We start from the raw sequence: 23,396 nt of genomic DNA, 5'->3' as shown, positions 1-23,396 counted from the left end.
ATGGTGGGCGCGCGGCGGATCATGGTTGTCGGCAATGGTGACGTCGGGCGAGAAGCGGCCGATGTTATCGATGCCGGCGATGTCGTGATCCGCTTCAACGGCTGCCGCAATTTCGGTGCTGCGGGAACGCGGACCGATGTGGTGGCTGTCTGCAATACGGGCAGACCCGGCGCTGAGATGCTGGCCGATCCCCGGTGGCGAAAAAGCGAAGCTGTCAGCTCGGCCAAGGAGATCTGGTCGATCCGCGACCCGCAGAAATTTGCCGCCATGCGGGCGGAACTCGCCGTCACGCATCCGGAGCTTGACGATTTTTGCGACGACTACACAACCGGTTTTGCGCAGTTTGCGGCAGCTCATGACAAGCGGCATCGGATCATTCCCGCAACCGTGCATGACGCGCTGGATACAGCGCTTACGAGCTACAGTCCTGCACCTTATGTCGTGCCGTCGAGCGGCATGGTCCTGATCCAGGCCTTGGTGTCCGACCCTGAATATGACGATGCCCTGCTGGTGCTTGCCGGTTTCGGCCATAGCGGCTGGGAGTGGCATCCCTTCGATGCGGAGCGCCAGCTTGCCGACAGCCTGGTGCGCGGCGGCCGGCTTATGCGGCTCGAAACCCTCCTTCCATCCTCCCTCTCCCAAGGAGCCTGACCCCATGTCCTACAAGATGTCCCGTGCGGCCTATGCCTCGATGTTTGGCCCGACGACAGGCGACAAGGTGCGGCTTGCGGATACGGAGCTTTTCATCGAGGTGGAGCAGGATTTCACCACCTATGGCGAAGAGGTGAAGTTCGGCGGCGGCAAGGTCATCCGCGACGGCATGGGCCAGAGCCAGGTGACGCGCGCGAACGGCGCGGTCGACACCGTCATCACCAATGCGCTGATCCTCGATCACTGGGGCATCGTGAAGGCCGATATCGGCCTGAAGGACGGCCGCATCGTTGCCATCGGCAAGGCGGGCAACCCGGACACGCAGCCGGATGTGACGATCATCGTCGGTCCCGGCACGGAAGCGATCGCCGGGGAGGGCAAGATCGTCACCGCCGGCGGCATGGATGCGCATATCCATTTCATCTGCCCGCAGCAGATCGAGGAGGCACTGATGAGCGGCCTCACCACCATGCTCGGCGGTGGTACGGGGCCGGCGCATGGCACGCTTGCCACGACTTGCACGCCCGGCCCGTGGCATATCGCGCGGATGATCGAGGCGGCGGACGCCTTTCCGATGAACCTTGCGTTCGCCGGCAAGGGCAACGCCTCGCTGCCGGGGGCGCTGGAGGAGATGGTGCTTGGAGGGGCGACGTCGCTCAAGCTGCATGAGGACTGGGGCACGACGCCAGCCGCCATCGACTGCTGCCTCTCCATTGCCGATCAGTTCGACGTGCAGGTGATGATCCATACCGATACGCTGAACGAGAGCGGCTTCGTCGAGGATACGATCGGTGCGATCCGGGGACGCACCATCCATGCTTTCCATACGGAAGGGGCAGGCGGTGGCCATGCGCCCGATATCATCAAGATCTGCGGTCAGATGAACGTCATCCCGTCATCGACCAATCCGACGCGCCCCTACACCGTCAATACGGTGGCCGAGCACCTGGACATGCTGATGGTCTGCCACCACCTGTCGTCCTCGATCCCGGAAGACATTGCCTTTGCCGAAAGCCGCATCCGCAAGGAAACGATTGCGGCGGAAGATATTCTGCACGACATCGGCGCCTTCTCGATCATCTCGTCGGACAGCCAGGCCATGGGCCGCGTCGGTGAGGTGATCATCCGTACCTGGCAGACGGCGGACAAGATGAAGCGCCAGCGCGGCGCACTGCCGTCCGAGACCGGCGACAACGACAACATGCGCGCACGGCGCTATGTCGCGAAATATACGATCAACCCCGCCATTGCGCATGGGGTGTCCCACGAAATCGGCTCGATCGAGGTCGGCAAGCGCGCTGATCTCGTGCTCTGGAACCCTGCCTTCTTCGGCGTGAAGCCGGACATGGTTTTGCTCGGCGGCGTGATTGCGGCAGCTCCGATGGGCGATCCGAATGCCTCCATCCCGACGCCACAGCCGGTGCATTACCGTCCGATGTTCGGTGCCTATGGCAAGGCGCGCACCAATTCCTCGGTGACCTTCGTCAGCCAGGCGGCGCTGGATGCCGGGCTTGCAAACCGGCTCGGCACGGCCAAGCAGATGGTCGCCGTCAAGAACACGCGCGGTGGAATTTCAAAAAAATCGATGATCCACAACGACTTGACCCCGCATATTGAAGTTGATCCAGAAACTTATGAAGTTCGTGCGGATGGTGAGCTTCTGACCTGCGAGCCGGCGACGAAGCTGCCGATGGCGCAGCGCTATTTCCTGTTCTAAGCGTTTGGCACGTATCCTCCGCAGCGCGGCCGGCTGCATTGCCGGTCTCATCATGGCGGTTTGCCTCGGTGTCCTCGTGCCGCGTCCGCTCGTGTCGCCGTCGCATGAGGCTGCGTCACGGACGCGGCAGATCCTGGTCCTCTCAAACCCGATCCACACCGATCTCGCGCTGCCGCTCGATCGGACGGTGCGGGACGCCTTTGCCGACCTTGTCGCCGATGGTTTTCCGCTGGATACGGGCGAGGGCACCTATCTGGTGATCGGCTGGGGCGGGCGGTCATTTTATCTGGAAACGCCTGAGTGGTCGGACCTCAAGCCGCTGCCGGTGTTGCGTTCGCTGACGGTCGACAGGGCCGTGATGCATGTGGATCTCGCGGCCGATATCGCGCTTGACCATTCGCAGGTACGTACTCTTGACCTCACGGACGACGGATACCGCCGGCTGCTTGCTGCAATCCGGGGCAGCTTCAACCGAGAGGAGGGACGGCTCATGATCATCGAAGGCGCAGGTTATGGGTCCGTTGATCGCTTCTATGAAGCGGAAGGCCTGTTCAACGCCCTTATTGGCTGCAACACCTGGACGGCGGCCATGCTGCGAGAGGCCGGGATCACGACCGGCTTCTGGACGCCGTTGCCGCAATTGCTTGAGCTTTCGCTTGATGTTCATGCTGGTTACTCGGGGTAGCTGCTCGCTCTCGACAAGCAGTCACGATCTGGCATTTGCCAAGGCATTATCGGCACTTTCTCATTCAGCCCATCCCGGTTTTCACCAAATTTGGGCTGATGGAATTCAGTTGTGCGTTGGGCCAGACTTTAGCGATTTCATTAAGGATTGCGGAAGGTTTCGCCCCCTAATTCACCGGGGTAGATCAGGAGACTGGAACGGTGAACCTTGGACGGAATTGGATGATGCTCGGAACGGAGGCGCCGTTCCTGGATCGCCGTGCAGCCCTTTGGCGGCTGGCTTTCCGGGTAGCCTTTCGCTCCATCATCCTCGGTTGTGCGTTCGGCCTTCTCCTCGCCCCGGTGCTCTATCATTTCCAACTGGTCAGCGGGCCCTTGAGGGAAACGATGACCCTGATCGTCATTCTCTCCTGGCTGTTTGCCGGCATGATGTCAGGCGCCTGTGTGTTTTCGATGGGAGAAGTCATCCGCGATCTTGCGCGCTCGCGAGCAGAATTCGAGCGCCTGAGCCGCACGGACAGTCTGTCCGGTCTTTCCAATCGTCGCGCCTTCAATGATGCTTTGGATCAGGTGAGCAGCGATGCCTCGCTTGCCATTCTCGATATCGATCACTTCAAGCAGATCAATGACCGCTTTGGTCATCAGGCAGGTGACAAGGTGATCCGAGATGTCGCCTCTGTGTTGCGGACGGTTGTGGGAGAGCGGGGATTCGTTGCGCGATTGGGCGGCGAAGAATTCGGCCTCATTCTTTCGGGTGGCGGCATTGCTCAGCGGCTCGCCCTTGTCGAGCGTGCGCGCAACCGTGTGGCCTGCGAAACCATGCGGGTGGCCGGTGTCAGCCTGAACGTCACGGTGTCTGCCGGCATCGCCGAGATCACGCCGGATCTGCGAGCGGAAATGGTCTATGCCGGCGCTGATCGGGCGCTCTATCGTGCCAAGGCGACGGGGCGGAACTGCGTGGTGCATGCGCAGAATCTGGTTGAGGACGAGGCGGCAATATTGCCGGCGTGACGGGGCTCCCACGCTTGCTCACGGACTTAGGAGAAGCTTCAGCCGAAACTGTCTTGCAGTATGCCTCATTGTTGTGCATGGTTGAAAAATAGACATTTCGGAGACACCATGCTGCGGTCCACCGCCTATGCCCCGGCCGGCACCATCACTGACCCGCCCCGCGGTCTCATCGTTCTTTCCCATGACGAACGGCATTTGCGGCGTAAGCTGCTGCATCTCGATGACGGCGAAATGGTCATGCTGGATCTGAAGGAGCCGGTGCTGTTTGCCCAAGGGGACCGGCTGCTGCTGGACGACGGCGAGAGCGTCGAAATCCGGGCCGCCGATGAGCGGCTCTACGAGGTGCGCGCGAAAGACAGGTTGCATCTGATCCAACTGGTCTGGCACATGGGCAATCGGCACCTGCCAGCCCAGATCGAGGAAGAACGGATCCTGATCCTGCGTGATCATGTCATCAGGGACATGTTGATCGGGCTCGGGGCAGAGGTTGCCGAGGTCGTCGAAGCCTTCCAGCCGGTCCGCGGTGCCTATCATGCAGCGCATGGCCAGCATCATCACAGCCATGGCTGATGCGTCTGTCACGGTCAGTGAGCGGCGTCGAGGCCTGTTGCGGCTCATGGCCTGGCTCTCACCAGCCTTTCCAACCGGGGCCTTCAGCTATTCGGCGGGGCTCGAGACGGCCATCGTCGAGGGGCACATCGTGTCTCAGTCCTCGCTTGCCGAGTGGCTCAGTCTGCTTCTGGCCGAAGGCGGTTGGCGCAGTGATGCGATCCTGCTGGCTGAGGCATATCGGTGTCATCAGGATGCCCAAGATCTGAGTGCGCTTCTCGATCTTGCTGCAGCACTTGCCAGCTCCCGAGAGCGCCATGAAGAGAGCTTGCGGCTTGGAGCCGCTTTTGTCGCGGCCGCTGCCGCCTGGCCGCATCCAATTGCCGATCTGCTCGAAGGGCCGGTTGCCTATCCCGTTGTGGTTGGCGCGATCGCTTCGGCGCATGATGTTGATCTCGAAGACGCGCTTGTTGCTTTTCTGCAGGCGCAGGTTTCGCAGGCGGTGTCGGTCGCCATGCGCCTCGGGCTTGTCGGCCAGAGTGGCGGTGTGACGATCCTCGCGGGTTTGGAGGCCGAGCTTTTACAGGCTGCGAAACTCTATGCCGGCTCGACTTTGGATGATCTGGGCTCGGCAACGATCACGGCGGATCTGCTGTCGATGCGGCATGAGAGCCAGTATTCCCGGCTATTTCAATCTTGAGCGGTGCGCCGGGCCGCGATGACAGGAAGATGATCATGGCATCCATGAACGGACCGCTTCGGGTGGGAATCGGTGGGCCGGTCGGCTCCGGCAAGACGGCGCTGACCGAAAAACTTTGTCGGGCCCTCAGGGATCGCTATTCGGTGGCGGTGGTGACCAATGACATCTACACCCGCGAGGATGCCGAGGCGCTGGTGCGCATGCAGGCGCTGAGCTCCGACCGGATCATCGGGGTGGAGACCGGCGGTTGCCCGCATACCGCAATCCGGGAGGATGCATCGATCAATCTGAGGGCGATTGCCGATCTCAACCAGCGTTTCCCTGATCTCGACATTGTCTTCATCGAATCCGGCGGCGACAATCTGGCTGCGACGTTTTCGCCCGATCTTGCCGACCTGACGCTTTATGTCATCTCGGTCTGCCAGGGCGAAGAGATCCCCCGCAAGGGCGGGCCGGGCATTACCCGATCGGATCTTTTGGTGATCAACAAGAAGGATCTTGCCCCACATGTCGGCGTCGACTTGTGCGTCATGGAGCGGGATGCGGATCGCATGCGCAATGCGAAGCCCTTCGTCTTCACCGATCTCAAGCGTGGCGAAGGCGTCGATGAGATCGTCGCTTATCTGACAGAAACCGGTGGCCTCTGAACCGTTATCGGGTCAGATGTCCTTCAGGGCGTTGATGTCGCTGATCTGGATCGTTCGACCGCGCACAGTCACACCGACACGACGGAGCGAGGAAAAGGCACGGGACAGGGCCTCAGGCGCCAATCCAAGCTTGCCCGCCAGAAGACTTTTCTGGAAGGGCAGGCGGATCGACGTCGCGCCTTCCTCTGCATTGACGGAGCCTAGGAGATAGTGCGCCACGCGCTGTGGTGCCGTCTGCAGGCGGTCGTTGGCAATGCAGTCCATCGAGACAAGCAGGTGATCGGAAAGGCAGCGGATGACCGCCTTCAAGACCTCCGGATTTTTCTCGGCGATCTGGCGCATGCGCTGCAGGTCGAAGCGTGCCAGCGTCACGGGTTCGGCCGCTTGCGCGTTGTAGACATAGGTGTCACCGAGTGCCAGCAGGCATTCTGCAAAGGTGTCGCTTGGCCCGCAGATGCGGATATCGGCCTCGCGGCCATCCTTGTTGAGGCGGTAGAGCCGGACGTAACCGACGAGAACACTGTAGAACGCATCGGCATGGTCGCCCTCGCGGAACAGAACGTCGCGGGCTTCGACATTGACGATGCTCACGAGCTCCAGAATGGCAGGGACGACTGTCGGTCCCATCTGGGCGATAAACGACGATCGCAGCAGCGTCGACTTGTCTCGTGTGTTCAGTCTCAAGATCTTGTTCACGGTTTCCCGGCTCCCCATCCATGGACGCGCAGAAGGGCGATTGACCTGAGTGGGCCAGTTCTGCCCGGCTCAGGCAGAGTGGCGCCTCACAGCGGCACATCCGGTCTCGACAGGCCTTGCAAGGCTTGCCATTGGCGGGGTCGCTCCTTTCCAGCGCTCAAATCATACTGGGCAAGCGGCAATGGCTGTTTGATTGAAATCAAACAACGCGCAAATGTTTCGGCTGCAAGGGGAAAAAGGTGGCGGTGATAGTCTCGTGCCGTGCAAAATCTATCCGGCACCGTGACGTTGCGGTGTTGTCTGGCGTCCCGGCAAGCCTCCGGGCCCGGTCCGCCCCGCGATCATTCGTGAGCCGCAGGCGGCACGCGATCTCTCTGGGAGGGAAAGGTGGGCATGCATTGCTGCCTACCCACCCGTTCTCAGGTTGTTTTTCCGGCGATCACTCCGCCGCCAAGGGCGGCAGGTTGATCACATTGCCATTCGCCTCAGGCTTGCGGTTCGACGGCTGACCCCGTTCCACGGCCGAGATGCGCTTTTCGATCGACTGCAGAGCTTCCACGTGCTGGCGGGCGAGGTAGGAGAGGTCTTCCGGCGAAAGCGCTTCGGCTTCCTCTTCCTTCTTGCCGACAAAGCGTCCGAAGACCCAGCTCATGAGACGCGAGACGTCGTCGAGGATCAGGAAGAAGGCGGGAACGACGACAAGGCTCAAGACGGTCGAGACAATGATGCCGCCGATCACGGCCACGGCCATCGGCGAGCGGAATGAGCCGCCTTCGCCCACGCCGAGGGCGGACGGCAACATGCCGGCCGACATGGCAATCGATGTCATGATGATCGGGCGGGCGCGCTTGCGACCGGCCTCCACAAGGGCCTCCAGCCGGTCCATGCCATGACGCCGCATCTCGATGGCGAAATCGACAAGCAGAATGGCGTTCTTCGTCACAATGCCCATCAGCATGAGAATGCCGATCAGCACGGGCATGGACAGCGCGTTGTTGGTGATGATCAGCCCGACCGCCACACCACCGATGGCAAGCGGCAGTGAGAGCAGGATGGTGAAAGGCTGGATGACATCCTTGAAGAGCAGGATCAGCACGGTCAGCACCAGCAAGAGACCGAGCAGCATTGCATTGACGAAGCTCTGCTGCATCTCGGCCTGGATCTTGGCATCACCGCTTTCGGCCAGGCGAACGCTGGCGGGAATATCCGCCGCTTCAACCGTGCTCCGGAACGCCGCTGTTGCCGTATCGAGCGCCACACCCTGTGGCAGGCCGGCGCCAATGGTGACGACGCGGTTGCGGTTGTTGCGCTTGATCGAGGAGACGCCTTCCGAATAGGTGATCTCGGCTACGGTCGACAGCGGCACGGCAGCGCCGCTGGCCGTGCGGATCTTCAGCCCTTTGATGGCGGCCAGATCGCGTCTGAGATCAAGCGAGGCTTGCACGCGGATCGGGATCTGGCGGTCGTCAAGCGAAATCTTCGGGAGCGCGGCATCGATATCGCCGATGGTGGCCACGCGGACTGTTTGCGCGATCTGCTGGGCCGTAATGCCAAGCCGTGCTGCTTCATCGCCCCGCGGACGAATCTGCAGTTCCGGACGCGGAAGCGCGCCTTCCGCGCTGACATTCGCCAGCTCCGGAACCTGCCGCAGCTTGGTTTCCAGGATGGCAACCGCATTGTTGAGATCGGCTTCGTTGGCCGACAGGAAGTTGAACGAGATGTCGCGTTCACCGCGGTCGTTGAGCTTCAGCACCCTGATATCGGCGATCGAGGCGAGCTTGTTGAAAACCTCCTCTTCGATATCCCATTGCGGGCGCACGCGGCCATTTTCGGGCAGCTTCGGCAGATAGCCGCCGATCAGCGGCAGGCCGCCCAGCCCCTTGTTGACCAGCGTCTTCACTAGAGAGTGCTCAATGCGATCAAGGTTCATGGTGACGCTTGCGCGGCGCAGTTCCAGGTCGCCCTTCGGAGACGTGCCGCCGAGGATGAAAATACTGGAGACATCGGAAATATCGCGGATTGCGGCATAGATTTCGTCCGTCTTGCTCTCCGTTTCGTCCAGCGTTGCGTTCGGCGGCAGTTCGACCGACAGAACGATGCGCCCTGCATCCTCAGGTGGCAGGAAGCTGCCGGGCACCTGGGAAAGCAGCATCAGCGAGCCGACGAGGAAAAGGACGGCGCCAATCAGCGTGGCAAAGCGTGAATACCAGCGACGGGTGGTCGCGCGCACCAGCCGGGTATAGCCCTTCATCATCAGGCTATCATTGTCGTGATGGTCATCCATCGCATCTTCGGCACGCATCAGGTAGGCGGCCATCATCGGCGTGATGAGGCGCGCCACCAGAAGCGAGAAGAAGACCGAGAAGGCAACGGTCAGGCCGAACTGGATGAAGTACTGGCCCGGAATTCCCGGCATGAAGGACACCGGCACGAAGACGGCGATGATGGTGAAGGTCGTCGCGATGACCGCAAGGCCGATTTCATCGGCGGCTTCGATGGCTGCCCGATACGGCGTCTTGCCCATCTTGATATGGCGGGCAATGTTTTCCACTTCGACGATGGCATCGTCGACGAGAATACCGGTTGCAAGCGTCAGCGCCAGGAAGCTGACGAGATTGAGCGAGAAGCCCATCAGATCCATGACCAGGAAGGTCGGAATGGCCGAGAGCGGCAGGGCAACAGCCGAAATCAGCGTGGCGCGCCAGTTGCGCAGGAAGATAAAGACCACGATGACGGCCAGCAGGGCGCCTTCGACCAGCGTGTGCATGGCCGCTTCGTAGTTGCCGTAGGTGAAGTAGACCGAGTCGTCGATCATTTCGATATCGACATCAGGATTGGCTGCACGCACCTGCTCCAGCGTCTCGGAGACGGTTTCCGCAACGGTCACTTCGCTTGCGCCCTTGGCGCGGAACACGGCGAAGGAGACGACCGGCTTGCCGTCATGGCGGGCGAAGGATTTTTGTTCCTCGTAGGTGTCGCGCACAGTGCCGAGATCTGACACCTTGACGAAGCGACCGCCGGGAAGGGCGATGGTCGTTTCCGCGAGGCTGCGCACATCGCGGTTATCGCCGAGCGTGCGGATCGATTGCTCGGCACCGGCCACCTGGCCGCGGCCTGAGCCGAGGTCGACATTGGTGCCCTTGAGCTGGCTCGAAATATCGGCTGCCGTCACACCGAGTGCGTCAAGGCGGTTCGGATCAAGCTCGACGCGGACTTCACGGTCAGCCCCGCCGTAGCGGTCGACGCGGCCGATGCCGGGCTGTCCCTGGAGAGCCCGCTTGACGGTGTCATCGACGAACCACGAGAGTTCGGCGAGGTTCATGTTGGGTGAAGAGACGGCAAAGCTCTGGATCGCCTGGCCTTCGACATCGATTTTGGTGACGATGGGTTCTTCGACGGAGGCCGGCAGGTCGCCGCGGATCTGGTCGATGGCGTCCTTCACATCCTGAACGGCCTGTTCCGTCGGCACTTCCATGCGGAACATGACGACGGTTTGCGACTGTCCATCGGTGACGGTCGAGTTGATTTCATCGACGCCGGTGATGGAGGCGACTGCGTCTTCAATTTCCTTGGTGACCTGGCTTTCCAGCTCGGCAGGCGATGCGCCGCTCTGGCCAACCGTCACCGCGACCAGCGGCACGTCGATATTCGGAAAACGGGTGATCGGCAGCGCGTTGAAGGACTGGATGCCCATCACGAGCAGCAGGAAAAACGCCAGGATCGGCGCAATCGGGTTGCGGATGGACCATGCGGAGAAATTCATGGCGGCATCTTCCCTTAGTTGGACACGGAGCCGGTGTCTTCCACCGGATTGATCTTCTCGCCGTCGCGCACGAAGACGCCGGCCTTGGCAATTACCAGCGCGCCCTCGTTCAGACCGTCGGTTACCTGAACGTAGGCGCCATCCTGCGTGCCTGTTTCGACCGGCACGCTCTTGACGACGTCGTTCTCGACCAGGTTGACCGTAGACTGCGAGCCATCGCTGGTCACCGCCGACAGCGGCAATGCAATGGCTTCCACTTCAGAGATCGTCACCGAGGCATTGCCGAACATGCCGGGTCGCGCGGCGGCATCATCATCAATGGCAATGTGGACGGATCCAAGGCGCGTTGTGGCATCGACGACTGGCGACACAAGGCGCACGGTGCCCTTGAGAGGCTCACTCTTGCCGGCCGCGGCGATCGTTGCCGGCTGGCCGGGCTTCAGGCGCAGCACAACGTCTTCCGGCACTTCTGCAACCAGTTCGATTTCACCGTCGCGAACGATGGTAAAGAGAGGTGTGCCGGCACCTGAGGCAATGGCGCCGATGCGGGCGTTGCGCGCGGCAACCGTGCCAGAAACGGGCGATTTGATCTCGGTGCGGGCCAGTCTCAGATCGACATCGGCAATCTGGCTTTCAACGACCTTCATGTCCGCTTCGGCGACGGCAATCGCCTGAGTGGCGGTAACCTGACGCGCCTTTGCGCTGGCAAGGGCCGTCTCTGCCTGATCGCGCTGTGCTGTGGTGGCGGTGCCGGATTGCGCAAGACGGCTTGTCCGCTCGAATTGCCGCAGCGCTTCGTTCTGGCTGGCTTCTGCTTCGGTCAGCTGGGCCCGGCTCTGGGCGACGGCAGCCTCCGCCTTTGCCAGATTGGCAACGAGCTGGCTGCGTTGCAGAAGAAGCGTATCGTCATTCAGCCGCGCCATGACAGCACCGGCTTCGATGATGTCGCCGACATCGGCTTCCAGCGACTTGACCTGAAGACCCTCCACCAGCGGCTGGACGTAGACTTCCTCGACGGCTTTTATCGTGCCGGTGGCAACCACGCGGTCGACAATCATTCGGGTCTTTGCCGGTGTGACGACGATGGATGGCAGCTTCTGTTCGCTTGCCATGGCCGGTGCCTGATCCTGACCAATGGCTGTTCCTGCCATCAGAGCAATCGCCATGGCGAGAAGGGCCGTTTGGCGGCGGTGTGAAGCTGGCATTCTGTTCCCCATTCGCGTGATCGTGTCCTCCGGTTACGCAAACCACACCCTATCGGCTCACTCCCGACGGCTCTTGATTGGCCATCAGGATACAGTTCGAAAGGTTTATGCGCATTTGTTCCGGAAGTTGCTGGCGTAGAGTTGGGGGATTGTAAAATTGCTTGCAAGACCAAGTGACGCGAATCTTGCTCGCGGCTGCGAAAAAAGCACCCACGAGACGCCAAACTGTTGCCGCTTTGCACTGTCTGCCCCTGCATTTTCAGGGGCAGACCGATCGTGCAAGAGAAGCGCAGAGGGTTCCGCGCTTCTTGTTTATTTGCTGATATGCTTTACAGCGCCGCGTCGCTGATTTCCGTCGTGTAGGCGCCTTCCGGCTCCTTGGTGATGACGGGGTCGGAACCGCCGCCGAGCAGGGTCTTGACCGTGCGGTCGTAGTCGGCCTTGTCGAGCGCACCATTGGAGCCGGCGGTCAGCTTCGCCACTTCGCCCATCATGCGCTTCTGGTGCTCTTCTGTCTGAGCGCCGGAGGCGTCATTTTCGAGCACGATGTCGGCGGCTTCATCGGGGTTCTGCTCGGCATATTTCCAGCCCTTCATCGAAGCGCGGACGAACTTGACCATCTTTTCCTTGAAGGCGGCGTCCTTGAGCTTGTCTTCCAGCACATAGAGGCCGTCTTCCAAGGTGGCGACGCCTTCGTCCTCATACTTGAAGGTGACGAGGTCTTCCGCCTTGATGCCGGCATCGATGACCTGCCAGTATTCGTTGTAAGTCATCGTGGAGATGCAGGCCGCCTGCTTCTGCAGCAGCGGATCGACGTTGAAGCCCTGCTTGAGGACTGTGACACCTTCAGGCGAACCGTCGGTCTTGATGCCGAGCGTGCTCATCCAGGACAGGAAGGGGTATTCGTTGCCGAAGAACCAGACGCCGAGCGTCTTGCCCTTGAAGTCTTCCGGCTTGGTGATGCCGGTTTCCTTGAGGCAGGTCAGCATCATGCCCGAGGACTTGAAGGGCTGGGCGATGTTGACGAGCGGCACGCCCTTTTCGCGGGTCGCCAGCGCCGACGGCATCCAGTCGACGATGACATCGGCGCCGCCACCGGCGAGCACCTGCGGCGGTGCGATATCCGGGCCGCCGGGCTTGATTTCGACCTCAAGGCCTTCCTCTTCGTAGAAGCCCTTGTCCAGGGCGACGTAGTATCCGGCGAACTGGGCCTGGGTTACCCACTTCAACTGTAGGGTTACCTTGTCCGCCGCCGCGGCCTGCATGGCGGTGAGCGAAACTGCGGCTGAAAGCAGCAGGGATGCGAGTTTGACAGTCATTTCAGTTCCCTCTTTTTTTGTTAGGCTCTTGTCTTACGTCCGGCCACCACGGACGGACGGATGCCAGAAGGTGACCTGGCGTTCTGCCAGTGCCACCAGACCGTAGAAGATCGAGCCGGCGAGTGCGGCAACCGCAATCTCGGCCCAGACCATGTCGACATTGGCGCGGCCGACCTCGGTCGAGATACGGAAACCCATGCCGACAATCGGGGTGCCGAAAAACTCCGCGACGATGGCGCCAATCAGCGCCAGCGTCGAATTGATCTTCAGTGCATTGAATATGAAAGGCCAGGCGGCGGGAAGCCTGAGGCGCACCAAAGTCTGCCACCAGGAGGCGGCATAGGTGTGCATCAGGTCGCGCTCCATGTGGCTGGCGGAGGCGAGGCCCTGCACCGTGTTCACCAGCATGGGGAAGAAGGTCATGATGACCACGACCGCGACCTTGGACTGCCAGTCGAAACCGAACCACATGACCATGATCGGGGCGACGCCGACCACGGGAAGGGCGGAGACGAAATTGCCGATCGGCAGCAGGCCCTTCTGCAGGAAGGGCGAACGATCGATCAGGATCGCGGCGATGAAGCCGAGGCCGCAGCCGGCGACATAGCCCGTGATCACCGATTTCAGGAAGGTCTGCTGAAAATCCGCCCAGAGCGTCGGCAGCGAGGTGGTTATGCGGCCCCAGATCATCGAGGGGGCAGGGAGCAGGATCGACGGGATGGCAAAGCCATGGACGATGCATTCCCAGATCACGAGCAGGGTGATGCCGAAAATGACCGGGACGAGGATGCCGATCGCGCGGCGGCTCGACGTCTGCTTGGGGCGAAGCCGCACCAGCCATTCGTTCAGCCCCCAGGCGCCGAGCCAGAAGACGAAGGCGAAGACGAGATAAGCATTCATGGCTTGACCCCCATGCGTGCGAGGACCCGCGTATGGGCCATGCCGACGATCGAGACGAGCAGGGCGGCCAAGCCCGCCGCCATGAAAAGGGCTGCCCAGATCTGGATGGTCTGGCCATAGTAGGAGCCCGACAGCAGACGGGCGCCGAGACCGGCCACAGCGCCAGTCGGCAGTTCACCGACGATGGCGCCAACCAGCGAGATCGCAATCGCCACCTTCAGCGAGGTGAAGAGATAGGGCATCGAGGCCGGCCAGCGCAGTTTCCAGAAGGTCTGGGCGGGGCTGGCATTGTAAGTATGCATGAGGTCGATCAGCAGCGTGTCGGGACTGCGCAGGCCCTTCACCATGCCGACGACGATGGGGAAGAACGAAAGATAGGTCGAAATCAGCGCCTTGGGCATGAGGCCTGAGATGCCGATCGAATTCAGAACGACGATGATCATCGGCGCGATGGCGAGGATCGGGATCGTCTGGGAGGCAATCACCCAGGGCATGAGCGAGCGGTCGATGGCGCGATTGTGCACGATCGCGATGGCAAGCGCGATGCCCAGTGCCGTACCCATGGCAAAGCCCATCAGCGTCGCCGATAGCGTGATCCAGGCATGGTAGACAAGGCTGCGTTTGGAGGTGACGGCCTTGTTGATCGTCGTGTCCCAGAGTTCGGCGAGGATCTGGTGCGGGGCCGGCAGGATTGGGCGTTCCTGCGCGAAAGTGCGTTCGACCACTTGGGAAAAGGTAATTTCCTCGCCCGCACGCGCCGCCTGGTCGCGCACGAAGGGGGCATTCAGGTAGACGACGAAAACGTGCCAGATCACGAGGATCGCGAGGATGACCGTCAGCACGGGCAGGATACGGTCGCGGAAGATGGAGGGTTGGGCCATGGTCACGCGCCTCCCTTTGCCGGATAGAGCATCAGGGCCATGGAAACGACACCCAGCGCCACGCCGATGGATTGCACCATGCTCAGCCGTTCGCCGAAGAGGAAGAAGGCGATGACATTGATCAGCACCAGCTGGGCGATGGCGGAGGCCGAGATCGCAAGGCCGAGCCCGCCTTCGCGCATCAGCTTCACCATCATCAGATTGCCGATGCAGTAAAGGGCAAGCGAGGCCGCGAGCACCCAGAGCTTGCCATTGTCGACATAGGCGCGGGACACCGTGGCGGCACCGAGGAAGGTGGCCATGGCGGCTGACAGCCAGAGGAGGAAGGAAGGGTTCATGGGGTGATCCCTCGCGTCGAGAGAGCATTACCCCCCTCAGTCACTGCGTGACATCTCCCCCACATGGGGGGAGAGTGGCGGCTGGCGCTTTGCCATGGGAGTGGGACGGCGACCGCATCCCGCTCTCCCCCCGTGTGGGGGAGATGCCCGGCAGGGCAGAGGGGGGTACTGCAGAGGGCGAAGGCCAAAGACCTATTCCTCATAGCTATGCCCCGCCTTCAGACCCTCACGCACCCTGTGCGCGATCTCGAGAAACTCCGGCGTCTCGCGGATGTCGAGCGGACGCTCCTTTGGCAGCGTCGATTCGATGATGTCGGTCACGCGGCCAGGGCGGGGGCTCATGACGACGATCTTGGTCGAGAGATAGACGGCTTCCGGGATCGAGTGGGTGACGAAGCAGATGGTCTTGTTGGTGCGGGCCCAGAGCTTGAGCAGTTCTGAGTTGAGATGGTCTCGGACGATTTCGTCCAGTGCACCGAAGGGCTCGTCCATCAAGAGCAGGTCGGCATCGAAGGCGAGCGCGCGGGCGATGGAGGCGCGCTGCTGCATGCCGCCGGACAGCTGCCAGGGGTATTTCTTGCCGAAGCCGGAGAGGTTGACGAGGTCGAGCGTACGTTCGATGCGCGCCTTCTTTTCCTCGGCGCTGTAGCCCATGATTTCCAGCGGAAGGGCGATGTTGTTCTCGATCGTGCGCCAGGGGTATAGGGCGGCGGCCTGAAAGACATAGCCATAGGCACGGGCCTTGCGGGCCTCTTCCGGTGACATGCCATTGACCGTGATGTCGCCGCCCGTGTGCTTTTCGAGGTCGGCAATCACGCGGAGGAAGGTGGTCTTGCCGCAGCCGGAAGGGCCGATGAAGGAAACGAAATCGCCCTTCTGCACCTCCAGATCGACATTGGACAGGGCATGGACCGGCCCGTCATTGGTCTCGAAGGTGAGGCTCAGATTCCTGGCCGTGACGACGGAGGCGGATGCTGTCATGCGGTCATATCCATCGGAATGGTTGCAAAGGCGTCAGGCCTCTTGCACTCTGTGACAATACCGCCCTTAGGCGGGAGAAGAGAGCGGGCGGTGCTTTCGCCCGAGAGGAGGGAAGGACGCCATGGACGCATCATCGAAGCCCACCTGCCATATCGTCAAGCCGGGGCATGCCTATGATGGCAAGCAGGGGCTCAGCTATTTCCAGGGTATTTCCGCCGAGACAGTGGGTTCGAAGGGCATTTGCATGCACCTCCTGACCATGCCGCCCGGCGCGCGGGCCAAGGCCCATCTGCATGAGAACCACGAGACGGCGATCTACTGCCTCTCCGGCCAGGCGCATACCTGGTACGGCGACAGGCTTGAGCACCACGTGATCCTGCATGCCGGCGAGATGTTCTACATTCCGGCCGGTGTGCCGCATCTGCCGGCGAACCTGTCGAATGCGCCGTGCTCGGCGATCATTGCCCGCACCGATCCCAACGAGCAGGAGAGCGTCGTGCTGCTGCCGGAGTTGGATGGGTTGGTGGAGGTGTAGCGCCAAGGTCATCTTGCGAGCACCTGCAGGGGGCGGACGGCGATCAGCCAATAGATGAGCGCGGAGATCATGCCGGTCGGCAGCAGTATCAGCGCCATTGCGGCCTCGTTGTGATGGAAGAAACGGCCCCAGCTTGCCAGCTGCACGAGGATGATGCCGGACAGGGGGCAGGCGGCACCGGCGATGGCGAAATGCCACCAGCGGTTCCAGCGCATGCGTATCAGCACCCAGGTGGCAAGCGCTGTAAAGGGGGCTGCGAGGAGGAGAGACTCCGGCATGACCTGCACTGTCAGCCTCACGGCGTTCAGGATCTGGTCCGGGAATATCAGGATGAACAGCGGCAGGCGCCCAAGGGTGATGGCATCGGAGATTTCCAGGGTGGTCCAGATGCCCATGACGCCGACAAACACGGCGGCCGCATAACCCGCTGTGAAGCGGGCCAGGGTCGGCAGCCATGTCGTCCTTGCCTGCTCCATGCTCAAACCCCCGTCGCCGGAATGCCTGTGCGCTCGACCTTGCGCGGGGCAACGAGTTCCTTCCAGGTGGACAGCGCCTTGTTGACCGCGGTGAACGGCTCGCGTTTGACGAACTGGCCATGGCCTTCCTGCGTCCTGACCGTCGTCTCCTCGATCGCGACATGGCCGCGTGTCAGCGTGTAGCGTGGCAGGCCGGTTACCTGCTTGCCTTCGAAGACATTGTAATCGATCGAGGACTGCTGGGTCTTGGCCGAGATGGTCTTTGAGCGCTTCGGATCCCAGACGACGAGATCGGCATCGGCACCGACGAGCACGGCACCCTTCTTCGGGTAGATGTTGAGGATCTTGGCGATATTGGTCGATGTGACCGCGACGAATTCGTTCATCGTCAGGCGGCCGGTCGCCACGCCATAGGTCCAGAGCATGGGCATGCGGTCTTCGAGCCCGCCGGTGCCGTTCGGGATCTTGGCGAAGTTACCGACGCCGAAGCGCTTCTGTTCGCTGGTGAAGGCGCAGTGGTCGGTGGCGACGACCGAGAGCGAGCCCGATTGCAGGCCGGCCCAGAGTGAATCCTGATGCTGCTTGTTGCGGAAGGGCGGGGACATGACGCGGCGGGCAGCGTGATCCCAGTCCTTGTTGAAATACTCGCTCTCGTCGAGCGTCAGGTGCTGGATCAGCGGTTCGCCATAGACGCGCATGCCCTTCTGCCGGGCGCGGCGGATGGCTTCATGCGCCTGCTCGCAGGAGGTGTGCACGACATAGAGGGGTACACCGGCCATATCCGCCAGCATGATGGCGCGGTTGGTCGCCTCGCCCTCGACTTCAGGCGGACGGGAATAGGCGTGGCCCTCGGGGCCGTTATTGCCTTCGGCCAAGAGCTTTGCCGTCATCGAGGCGACAACATCGCCGTTTTCGGCATGCACCATGGGCAGCGCGCCGAGTTCGGCGCAGCGCTGGAAGGAGGCGAACATCTCGTCGTCGTTCACCATCAGCGCGCCCTTATAGGCCATGAAGTGCTTGAAGGTGTTGATGCCCTTGTCCTGAACGATGGTCTTCATCTCGTCGAAAACGCGTTCGTTCCAGCCGGTGATCGCCATGTGGAAGGAATAATCGGCATTGGCGCGCGAGGTCTTGTTGTCCCACATCTGCAAGGCGTCGAGCAGCGACTGGTCGGGGCCCGGCAGGCAGAAATCGACGACCATGGTCGTGCCGCCGGCGAGACCCGCGCGCGTGCCGCTTTCGAAGTCATCGGCGGAATAGGTGCCCATGAAGGGCATTTCCAGATGCACATGCGGATCGATCCCGCCCGGCATGATGTAACAGCCGGTCGCGTCCAGAGTCTCGGTGCCGGAGAGATTGGGGCCGATCTCGACGATCACGCCACCCTCGATCTTCACGTCGGCTTTATAGGTGAGATCGGCGGTGACGACGGTGCCGTTCTTGATGACTGTGGCCATTACTGTTCTCCCCGTGTGTTGTTCTTGAAAGCAGTTGTTGGAGCCATCAGGCGGCATCTGTTCGCCTGCGGCGCCCCCTCATCCGGCGCTACGCGCCACCTTCTCCCCGCTGGGGAGAAGAGGTCACGATGGCACTGTGCGCTCCGATTTCCTGCAGCTACAGTGCAGCGACCGGAGTTCTTCCTGTGGTACGACGAGGCCACCACGCGCTCCCTCTTCTCCCCAGCGGGGAGAAGGTGGTCCGAAGGACCGGATGAGGGGGCGCGGAGCGAAGGCCGTAGCGGCATGGTGATTACCGGCCCTCTTGAATTGCTGGCGAAAAGCGGATCGCGTCGCAACGTTCGACGATCTGGCCCTGCAGAACGGCCAGAATCGTATCGAGGACGGCGGACCGCTCCTGCAGGACCTCGGCGTTCCAGAACCTCAGCACTGAATAGCCTTGCTGATTGAGCCATTCGGTTCTGACCAAGTCACGCTCTCTTTCGGCATGCTGGCTGCCGTCGAGCTCGATCACAAGCCGCTGTTCACGGCAAACAAAATCAACGATGTAGACGCCGATCGGGATCTGGCGGCTGAACTTGTAACCGTTCAGCTGGCGATTCCGGATGTCTCCCCAGAGACGATATTCGGCTTCGGTGTCGTTGGTGCGAAGGCTGCGGGCTTTGCTGGTTCGGCCGGGCAGGCGTTTTGTCGGATCTTGCGGGTACGTCATGGCCGTTCGGCCCCCCTCATCCGGCGCGACGCGCCACCTTCTCCCCGAGGGGGAGAAGAGGTCACGCCGCCGTTTTGCATCCAATCTTGCTGAGGCGGCGGCCTCGTAAACAGTGCGGTAGCTGGTCATGTGCGATGTCGCAACGCGCTCCCTCTTCTCCCCGGCGCGGAGAAGGTGGCCCGGAGTATCAGGTGCAACGCGTTGCACCGGGGATGAGGGGGCGCGGAGCGAGCTTTCCATCACCCCACAATCTCCGCTGTCTCCAGCACCGCGCGCAGCAGCACGTCGCAGCCGGCTGTGGCCCAGTCCTTGGAAATATCTTCCGCCTCGTTGTGGGAGAGGCCGTCGACGCAGGGGCACATGATCATGGTTGATGGTGCAACCTTGGCGGCCCAGCAGGCGTCGTGGCCGGCGCCGGAGATGATGTTCATGTGGCTGTAGCCGAGGTCTTCGGCTGCCTTGCGCACGGAGGCGACGAGGGTCGGATCGAAGGTCACCGGATCGAAATGGCCGACGGCCTCGACGGAGCAGCCGACACCGAGTTTGGAACAGATCTCGGCCGCTTCCTTTTCGATCCTTGCGCGCATGCCGTCGAGCTTGGTCTGGTCCGGCGAGCGGATGTCGACGGTGAAGATGACGGTGCCAGGCAGCACGTTGCGCGAATTGGGCGAGAACTTCACCTGGCCGACGCCACCGACGCAGCCGGGCTGGTTGTCCATTGCGACGGCTTGCACCATTTCCATGATCCTGGCCATGGCGAGGCCGGCATTGACGCGGTGGTTCATCGGCGTGGAGCCGGTATGGGCTTCCTTGCCGGTCAGCGTGAATTCCAGCCACCAGAGGCCCTGGCAATGGGTAACGACGCCGATCTGCTTCTCCTCGGCTTCGAGGATCGGGCCTTGTTCGATGTGGTATTCGAAATAGGCGTGCATCTTGCGGGCGCCGACCTGTTCGTCACCGACCCAGCCAATGCGCTTCAACTCTTCGCCGAAGGTTTTTCCCTCCATGTCCTTGCGGGCATAGGCATAGTCCTGGCTCAGCACGCCGGCAAAGACGCCCGAGGCGAGCATGGCGGGGGCGAAGCGCGCACCTTCCTCGTTCGTCCAGTTGGTGACGACAACGGGATGTTTCGTTTTGATGTTGAGGTCGTTCATCGATCGGATGACTTCGAGGCCGGCCAGCACGCCAAGCACGCCGTCATACTTGCCGCCGGTCGGCTGGGTATCGAGATGGGAACCGATATAGACGGGCAGGGCATCCGGATCGGTGCCGGCGCGGGTCATGAACATGTTGCCCATGGTGTCGACGCCCATGGTGAGGCCAGCGTCCTCGCACCAGCGCTGGAACAGGCGACGCCCCTTGGCATCCTCATCCGTCAGGGTCTGGCGATTGTTGCCGCCGGCAATCCCGGGGCCGATCTTCGCCATCTCCATCAGCGCGTCCCACAGCCGATCGCCGTCCACGCGCAAGTTGGTGCCGGGTTGAGCCGTCATGTGTTCGTCCTCACCTGTTTTCGATGCCGAATGTATTGCGTTCGGCCTGTAGTTCCCCGGGTCACCGCAGCGGCTGCTTTTTGCTTTTATCCGCTTTCGGATCGGCAGTTGCCTTTGGCGGGCATCTGACCAATAATTTGACCGACTGGTAAAACATTACAGGTTCCGACAGCACCTTCAAGACGGAAAACGGAAAATTTGCCGACAAAAAACCGTGCAGATGCCGGTCTTTTAGGCGGCTCAATTGTTGGCCGACTTCAATGGCTTAAGAGGGGGAGAGCCGAGAGATGGCGATACCGAGGGCGGCGCAGACGCTGCGGCGAACGCGCATCCAGGAAGAGAAGGAAGAGCAGATTCTCGAGGCGGCCCTCGAGGTTTTCTCCCAGCGGGGCTTCCACGGATCGACGATCGACCAGATCGCCGATGTTGCGGGCATGTCGAAGCCCAATCTGCTCTACTATTTCCGCACCAAGGAGGCGATGCACCGGGCGTTGATCGACCGCGTGCTGGAAAACTGGCTCGAGCCGTTGCAGAGCTTCGACGCAGACGGCGATCCGGGACAGGAAATCCGTGGCTATATCCGGCGCAAGCTTGAACTTGCGCGCGATTTCCCGCGGGAAAGCCGGCTCTTCGCCAACGAAATCCTGCAAGGTGCGCCGCATATCATGACCGTGCTCGAGGGGCCGTTGAAGGCGCTTGTCGATGCAAAGGCCAAAGTGATCAGGGCGTGGACCGAAGCCGGAAAGGTCCGGCCGTGCGATCCCTACCACCTGATCTTTTCCATCTGGTCGACGACGCAGCATTATGCGGATTTCGACGTGCAGGTCCGCGCGGTGCTCGGTTCGGCTGATGCGCTCTCCGATCGCTTTGATGGCGCGGCGGCATTCCTGGAGCGACTGTTTATCGATGGCCTGGTGCTCGCACCGGCCCGCGACGAGATCAGTCCTTGAGCAGACCCATCACCACGAGGCCTGCGGCCGTGACAAGCGCCCCGAGGAAAACGGCCGGACTTGCCCAGCCATGGCCAAGCAATCCTTCCAGCAGAATGATGAAGGTCGGCGTCAGGTAGCCGTAGCCGAGAACCTTGGGTGCCGGCAGGCGCATCGAGGCATATTGCAGCAGCATGAAGGTGAGCGCCGTCGTGATGACGGAGAGGTAGGCGATCGTTGCCCAGACGGTACTGGGCAGATTGATGAAGTCCGTCGTCGCCAAAGGCACGGCGCCGGTCGGCAGCAGCCAGGGAATGGTGAAAACCACCACCCAAAAGCCGAAGGCGACGGGGTTTTCGCCATGATTGTACTTGCGGATCAACGGCACATAGGCGCCGTGGCAGATGACGCCGACGAAAAAGATCAACTCGCCGCGCCCGATGTCGAAGGACAGGATGGCGTTGAGATCCGCGCGAAAGATGACCCAGATCGCTCCAAGCGCCGCGATGACAAGGGCTGCCAGCACATCCGGTCTCGTCTTCTGGCCGATGAAGAGCAGGGCAAATCCGGCGCTGATCAAGGGCATGAGAGTGAACACAGCACCCGTCTGCACCGGGCTGGTGAACTCTAGCGCGATGAACATCGTCAGCATGTAGACGGCGATGAGCCCACCGAGCAGCGCATAGCGCCAGATCCGCCGGGGCCGCGCGAAGGGCACGCGCAGAATGCCGAACGAAAGTATGCCCATGACCACCATCGTCATCAGATAGCGCCAGAGTGTGAGCGGGCCGGCCTCGAGATGCCGGGCGGCCAGGCCGCCGAAGGAAAACGAGCCCGCAATCAGCGCGGCAAACAGCAGCATGGCCGCGTGTGCAAGCAGTTTCTCGCGGCCTTTTGCATGGGTGGTATGGCGATTGACGGTGGCGGAGGCGGGCACGGCGTCTTCGGTCATTGGCATCCTTCGTCCGGGTTTGGTTGGTCCCGCATGCGGGGGACGCCTTGACCCGGCCAGATTTTACGGTCAATTGCGGCCGGACTAATTAGCCATCCCATCGCGCCTTTGACATCGTCCGGGGCAGTTAATCGAAAGTGGACCTGATGACAATGACGATCGGTTTCAAGGATACCGAGAAAAGCACCAGCGCCGTGCTGCAGGATGTAATTGACGGTATGACCGAGGAACGGATCACCTTGCGGGCCATGCTGGAGAAAATGGGTGAAAGCGGCTTGCTGCTGCTTTGTGGCCTGTTGTCCCTGCCGTTTCTCATTCCGGTTTCCATTCCCGGCGTGTCGACGGTTTTCGGCGCCGGCATCGTGCTGATCGGGATCGCCATCACGGCGAATCGCCTGCCATGGCTGCCGAGCAAGATCGTTGATCGCAAGCTTGAGACGGCGAAACTGGTTCCCGTGCTAAAGCGCGGCCTGGGCGTCCTGCGCCGCATCGATCATTACGTCAAGCCGCGGCTGCCGGCGCTGACCTCGGGCGCTGCCGTCAATCGCGCCAACGGTTTTATCCTGACCTTTGCCGGTGTCTTGCTGATGGCGCCTCTTGGCCTCATCCCCTTTTCCAACACGCTGCCGGGCGTTGCCATCCTGCTTCTGGCCACCGGCATTTCGCAGCGCGACGGTCTCGTGGTGGCGCTTGGCCACATCATGGTGGGTTTGACGCTTCTCTATTTCGCCCTGATCTTTTATCTGGCCGTGATGGCAGGTCAGGGGCTGGCGCAATTCGGATAAACCAGGCGAGGCCTG

At 61.6% G+C, this 23,396-nt stretch carries 23 protein-coding genes; 10 read left to right on the top strand and 13 right to left on the bottom strand.

Features of this window, described 5'->3' with window-relative positions:
- The first annotated feature begins 21 nt into the window (after positions 1 to 21).
- The 7 genes from FAA97_RS15285 (at position 22) to ureG (ending at position 5,959) form a co-directional block, all read left to right on the top strand.
- On the top strand, positions 22 to 651 hold the full coding sequence (locus FAA97_RS15285; RefSeq protein WP_168801026.1) for a Urease operon accessory protein: 630 nt from the start codon (positions 22 to 24) through the stop codon (positions 649 to 651).
- A gap of 4 nt (positions 652 to 655) precedes the next feature.
- Entirely contained in the window at positions 656 to 2,368 is a 1,713-nt protein-coding gene (gene ureC, locus FAA97_RS15280) for an urease subunit alpha (protein WP_136599430.1), read from the top strand.
- Positions 2,369 to 2,372: 4 nt separating this feature from the next.
- Positions 2,373 to 3,053 (top strand): TIGR02117 family protein, encoded by a 681-nt coding sequence (locus FAA97_RS15275; protein ID WP_281281342.1) that lies wholly within the window; start codon positions 2,373 to 2,375, stop codon positions 3,051 to 3,053.
- Positions 3,054 to 3,274: 221 nt separating this feature from the next.
- Positions 3,275 to 4,063 carry a GGDEF domain-containing protein gene (locus tag FAA97_RS15270; protein ID WP_136599429.1) on the top strand — a complete coding sequence of 263 codons (789 nt, stop codon included), beginning with the start codon at positions 3,275 to 3,277 and terminating at the stop codon, positions 4,061 to 4,063.
- 108 nt (positions 4,064 to 4,171) lie between these two features.
- Complete coding sequence (gene ureE, locus FAA97_RS15265; RefSeq protein WP_136599428.1) at positions 4,172 to 4,633, top strand: urease accessory protein UreE; 462 nt, start codon at positions 4,172 to 4,174, stop codon at positions 4,631 to 4,633.
- A complete protein-coding gene (locus FAA97_RS15260) occupies positions 4,605 to 5,312 on the top strand; it encodes an urease accessory protein UreF (protein ID WP_136599427.1) in 708 nt (235 codons plus the stop codon). Before ureE ends, FAA97_RS15260 begins: the two co-directional genes overlap by 29 nt.
- A gap of 35 nt (positions 5,313 to 5,347) precedes the next feature.
- On the top strand, positions 5,348 to 5,959 hold the full coding sequence (ureG, locus tag FAA97_RS15255) for an urease accessory protein UreG (protein WP_136599426.1): 612 nt from the start codon (positions 5,348 to 5,350) through the stop codon (positions 5,957 to 5,959).
- 12 nt (positions 5,960 to 5,971) lie between these two features.
- On the opposite strand, the gene FAA97_RS15250 is transcribed toward ureG, so the two are convergent.
- From FAA97_RS15250 to FAA97_RS15215, 8 genes are all read right to left on the bottom strand, one after another.
- On the bottom strand, positions 5,972 to 6,673 hold the full coding sequence (locus tag FAA97_RS15250; protein ID WP_136599425.1) for a Crp/Fnr family transcriptional regulator: 702 nt from the start codon (positions 6,671 to 6,673) through the stop codon (positions 5,972 to 5,974).
- A 421-nt stretch (positions 6,674 to 7,094) separates the two neighbouring features.
- Complete coding sequence (locus tag FAA97_RS15245) at positions 7,095 to 10,418, bottom strand: efflux RND transporter permease subunit (protein ID WP_136599424.1); 3,324 nt, start codon at positions 10,416 to 10,418, stop codon at positions 7,095 to 7,097.
- A 14-nt stretch (positions 10,419 to 10,432) separates the two neighbouring features.
- Positions 10,433 to 11,623 carry an efflux RND transporter periplasmic adaptor subunit gene (locus FAA97_RS15240; RefSeq protein ID WP_136599423.1) on the bottom strand — a complete coding sequence of 397 codons (1,191 nt, stop codon included), beginning with the start codon at positions 11,621 to 11,623 and terminating at the stop codon, positions 10,433 to 10,435.
- 329 nt (positions 11,624 to 11,952) lie between these two features.
- Positions 11,953 to 12,942, bottom strand: a complete 990-nt coding sequence (locus FAA97_RS15235; protein ID WP_136599422.1) for an ABC transporter substrate-binding protein — start codon at positions 12,940 to 12,942, stop codon at positions 11,953 to 11,955.
- A gap of 33 nt (positions 12,943 to 12,975) precedes the next feature.
- Complete coding sequence (locus FAA97_RS15230; RefSeq protein WP_136599421.1) at positions 12,976 to 13,842, bottom strand: ABC transporter permease; 867 nt, start codon at positions 13,840 to 13,842, stop codon at positions 12,976 to 12,978.
- On the bottom strand, positions 13,839 to 14,723 hold the full coding sequence (locus FAA97_RS15225) for an ABC transporter permease (protein WP_136599420.1): 885 nt from the start codon (positions 14,721 to 14,723) through the stop codon (positions 13,839 to 13,841). Before FAA97_RS15225 ends, FAA97_RS15230 begins: the two co-directional genes overlap by 4 nt.
- Before the next feature lie 2 nt (positions 14,724 to 14,725).
- Entirely contained in the window at positions 14,726 to 15,061 is a 336-nt protein-coding gene (locus FAA97_RS15220; RefSeq protein ID WP_136599419.1) for a hypothetical protein, read from the bottom strand.
- Between the two features lie 192 nt (positions 15,062 to 15,253).
- The gene (locus FAA97_RS15215; RefSeq protein WP_136599418.1) at positions 15,254 to 16,042 is read right to left on the bottom strand and encodes an ABC transporter ATP-binding protein; all 789 of its coding nucleotides are present in this window, start codon (positions 16,040 to 16,042) and stop codon (positions 15,254 to 15,256) included.
- 121 nt (positions 16,043 to 16,163) lie between these two features.
- On the opposite strand from FAA97_RS15215, the gene FAA97_RS15210 reads away from it, so the two are divergent.
- Positions 16,164 to 16,577, top strand: coding sequence for a cupin domain-containing protein (locus tag FAA97_RS15210; protein WP_136599417.1), 414 nt, complete (start codon positions 16,164 to 16,166; stop codon positions 16,575 to 16,577).
- A gap of 8 nt (positions 16,578 to 16,585) precedes the next feature.
- Here FAA97_RS15210 and FAA97_RS15205 read toward each other — a convergent pair whose 3' ends face one another.
- The 4 genes from FAA97_RS15205 to FAA97_RS15190 all read right to left on the bottom strand — a co-directional run bounded on the left by FAA97_RS15205 (position 16,586) and on the right by FAA97_RS15190 (position 20,715).
- Complete coding sequence (locus FAA97_RS15205) at positions 16,586 to 17,053, bottom strand: hypothetical protein (protein WP_136599416.1); 468 nt, start codon at positions 17,051 to 17,053, stop codon at positions 16,586 to 16,588.
- 2 nt (positions 17,054 to 17,055) lie between these two features.
- A complete protein-coding gene (gene hydA / locus FAA97_RS15200) occupies positions 17,056 to 18,510 on the bottom strand; it encodes a dihydropyrimidinase (protein ID WP_136599415.1) in 1,455 nt (484 codons plus the stop codon).
- 292 nt (positions 18,511 to 18,802) lie between these two features.
- Entirely contained in the window at positions 18,803 to 19,351 is a 549-nt protein-coding gene (locus FAA97_RS15195) for an endonuclease domain-containing protein (RefSeq protein ID WP_246041511.1), read from the bottom strand.
- A gap of 110 nt (positions 19,352 to 19,461) precedes the next feature.
- Positions 19,462 to 20,715 carry a Zn-dependent hydrolase gene (locus tag FAA97_RS15190; protein WP_136599414.1) on the bottom strand — a complete coding sequence of 418 codons (1,254 nt, stop codon included), beginning with the start codon at positions 20,713 to 20,715 and terminating at the stop codon, positions 19,462 to 19,464.
- 287 nt (positions 20,716 to 21,002) lie between these two features.
- On the opposite strand from FAA97_RS15190, the gene FAA97_RS15185 reads away from it, so the two are divergent.
- Positions 21,003 to 21,665 (top strand): TetR family transcriptional regulator C-terminal domain-containing protein, encoded by a 663-nt coding sequence (locus FAA97_RS15185; protein ID WP_136599413.1) that lies wholly within the window; start codon positions 21,003 to 21,005, stop codon positions 21,663 to 21,665.
- On the opposite strand, the gene FAA97_RS15180 is transcribed toward FAA97_RS15185, so the two are convergent.
- The gene (locus FAA97_RS15180) at positions 21,655 to 22,596 is read right to left on the bottom strand and encodes a DMT family transporter (protein WP_136599412.1); all 942 of its coding nucleotides are present in this window, start codon (positions 22,594 to 22,596) and stop codon (positions 21,655 to 21,657) included. The genes FAA97_RS15185 and FAA97_RS15180 overlap by 11 nt on opposite strands.
- A gap of 146 nt (positions 22,597 to 22,742) precedes the next feature.
- Here FAA97_RS15180 and FAA97_RS15175 point away from each other — a divergent pair, with 146 nt between their 5' ends.
- On the top strand, positions 22,743 to 23,381 hold the full coding sequence (locus tag FAA97_RS15175) for an exopolysaccharide biosynthesis protein (RefSeq protein ID WP_136599411.1): 639 nt from the start codon (positions 22,743 to 22,745) through the stop codon (positions 23,379 to 23,381).
- Positions 23,382 to 23,396 lie beyond the last annotated feature (15 nt).

The sequence above is a fragment of the Peteryoungia ipomoeae genome (assembly GCF_004912165.1).
GTDB lineage: Bacteria > Pseudomonadota > Alphaproteobacteria > Rhizobiales > Rhizobiaceae > Allorhizobium > Allorhizobium ipomoeae.
This window is presented reverse-complemented; position numbering and strand designations above follow the sequence as displayed.

Excerpts from the sequence above, each read along its gene's own strand:
- FAA97_RS15285 (WP_168801026.1), top strand. The coding sequence starts at position 22 with ATGGTTGTCGGCAATGGTGACGTCGGGCGAGAAGCGGCCGATGTTATC.
- ureC (WP_136599430.1), top strand. The coding sequence starts at position 656 with ATGTCCTACAAGATGTCCCGTGCGGCCTATGCCTCGATGTTTGGCCCG.
- FAA97_RS15270 (WP_136599429.1), top strand. The coding sequence starts at position 3,275 with ATGATGCTCGGAACGGAGGCGCCGTTCCTGGATCGCCGTGCAGCCCTT.
- ureE (WP_136599428.1), top strand. The coding sequence starts at position 4,172 with ATGCTGCGGTCCACCGCCTATGCCCCGGCCGGCACCATCACTGACCCG.
- FAA97_RS15260 (WP_136599427.1), top strand. The coding sequence starts at position 4,605 with ATGGCCAGCATCATCACAGCCATGGCTGATGCGTCTGTCACGGTCAGT.
- ureG (WP_136599426.1), top strand. The coding sequence starts at position 5,348 with ATGGCATCCATGAACGGACCGCTTCGGGTGGGAATCGGTGGGCCGGTC.
- FAA97_RS15250 (WP_136599425.1), bottom strand. The coding sequence starts at position 6,673 with ATGGGGAGCCGGGAAACCGTGAACAAGATCTTGAGACTGAACACACGA.
- FAA97_RS15245 (WP_136599424.1), bottom strand. The coding sequence starts at position 10,418 with ATGAATTTCTCCGCATGGTCCATCCGCAACCCGATTGCGCCGATCCTG.
- FAA97_RS15240 (WP_136599423.1), bottom strand. The coding sequence starts at position 11,623 with ATGCCAGCTTCACACCGCCGCCAAACGGCCCTTCTCGCCATGGCGATT.
- FAA97_RS15235 (WP_136599422.1), bottom strand. The coding sequence starts at position 12,942 with ATGACTGTCAAACTCGCATCCCTGCTGCTTTCAGCCGCAGTTTCGCTC.
- FAA97_RS15230 (WP_136599421.1), bottom strand. The coding sequence starts at position 13,842 with ATGAATGCTTATCTCGTCTTCGCCTTCGTCTTCTGGCTCGGCGCCTGG.
- FAA97_RS15225 (WP_136599420.1), bottom strand. The coding sequence starts at position 14,723 with ATGGCCCAACCCTCCATCTTCCGCGACCGTATCCTGCCCGTGCTGACG.
- FAA97_RS15220 (WP_136599419.1), bottom strand. The coding sequence starts at position 15,061 with ATGAACCCTTCCTTCCTCCTCTGGCTGTCAGCCGCCATGGCCACCTTC.
- FAA97_RS15215 (WP_136599418.1), bottom strand. The coding sequence starts at position 16,042 with ATGACAGCATCCGCCTCCGTCGTCACGGCCAGGAATCTGAGCCTCACC.
- FAA97_RS15210 (WP_136599417.1), top strand. The coding sequence starts at position 16,164 with ATGGACGCATCATCGAAGCCCACCTGCCATATCGTCAAGCCGGGGCAT.
- FAA97_RS15205 (WP_136599416.1), bottom strand. The coding sequence starts at position 17,053 with ATGGAGCAGGCAAGGACGACATGGCTGCCGACCCTGGCCCGCTTCACA.
- hydA (WP_136599415.1), bottom strand. The coding sequence starts at position 18,510 with ATGGCCACAGTCATCAAGAACGGCACCGTCGTCACCGCCGATCTCACC.
- FAA97_RS15195 (WP_246041511.1), bottom strand. The coding sequence starts at position 19,351 with ATGACCAGCTACCGCACTGTTTACGAGGCCGCCGCCTCAGCAAGATTG.
- FAA97_RS15190 (WP_136599414.1), bottom strand. The coding sequence starts at position 20,715 with ATGACGGCTCAACCCGGCACCAACTTGCGCGTGGACGGCGATCGGCTG.
- FAA97_RS15185 (WP_136599413.1), top strand. The coding sequence starts at position 21,003 with ATGGCGATACCGAGGGCGGCGCAGACGCTGCGGCGAACGCGCATCCAG.
- FAA97_RS15180 (WP_136599412.1), bottom strand. The coding sequence starts at position 22,596 with ATGACCGAAGACGCCGTGCCCGCCTCCGCCACCGTCAATCGCCATACC.
- FAA97_RS15175 (WP_136599411.1), top strand. The coding sequence starts at position 22,743 with ATGACAATGACGATCGGTTTCAAGGATACCGAGAAAAGCACCAGCGCC.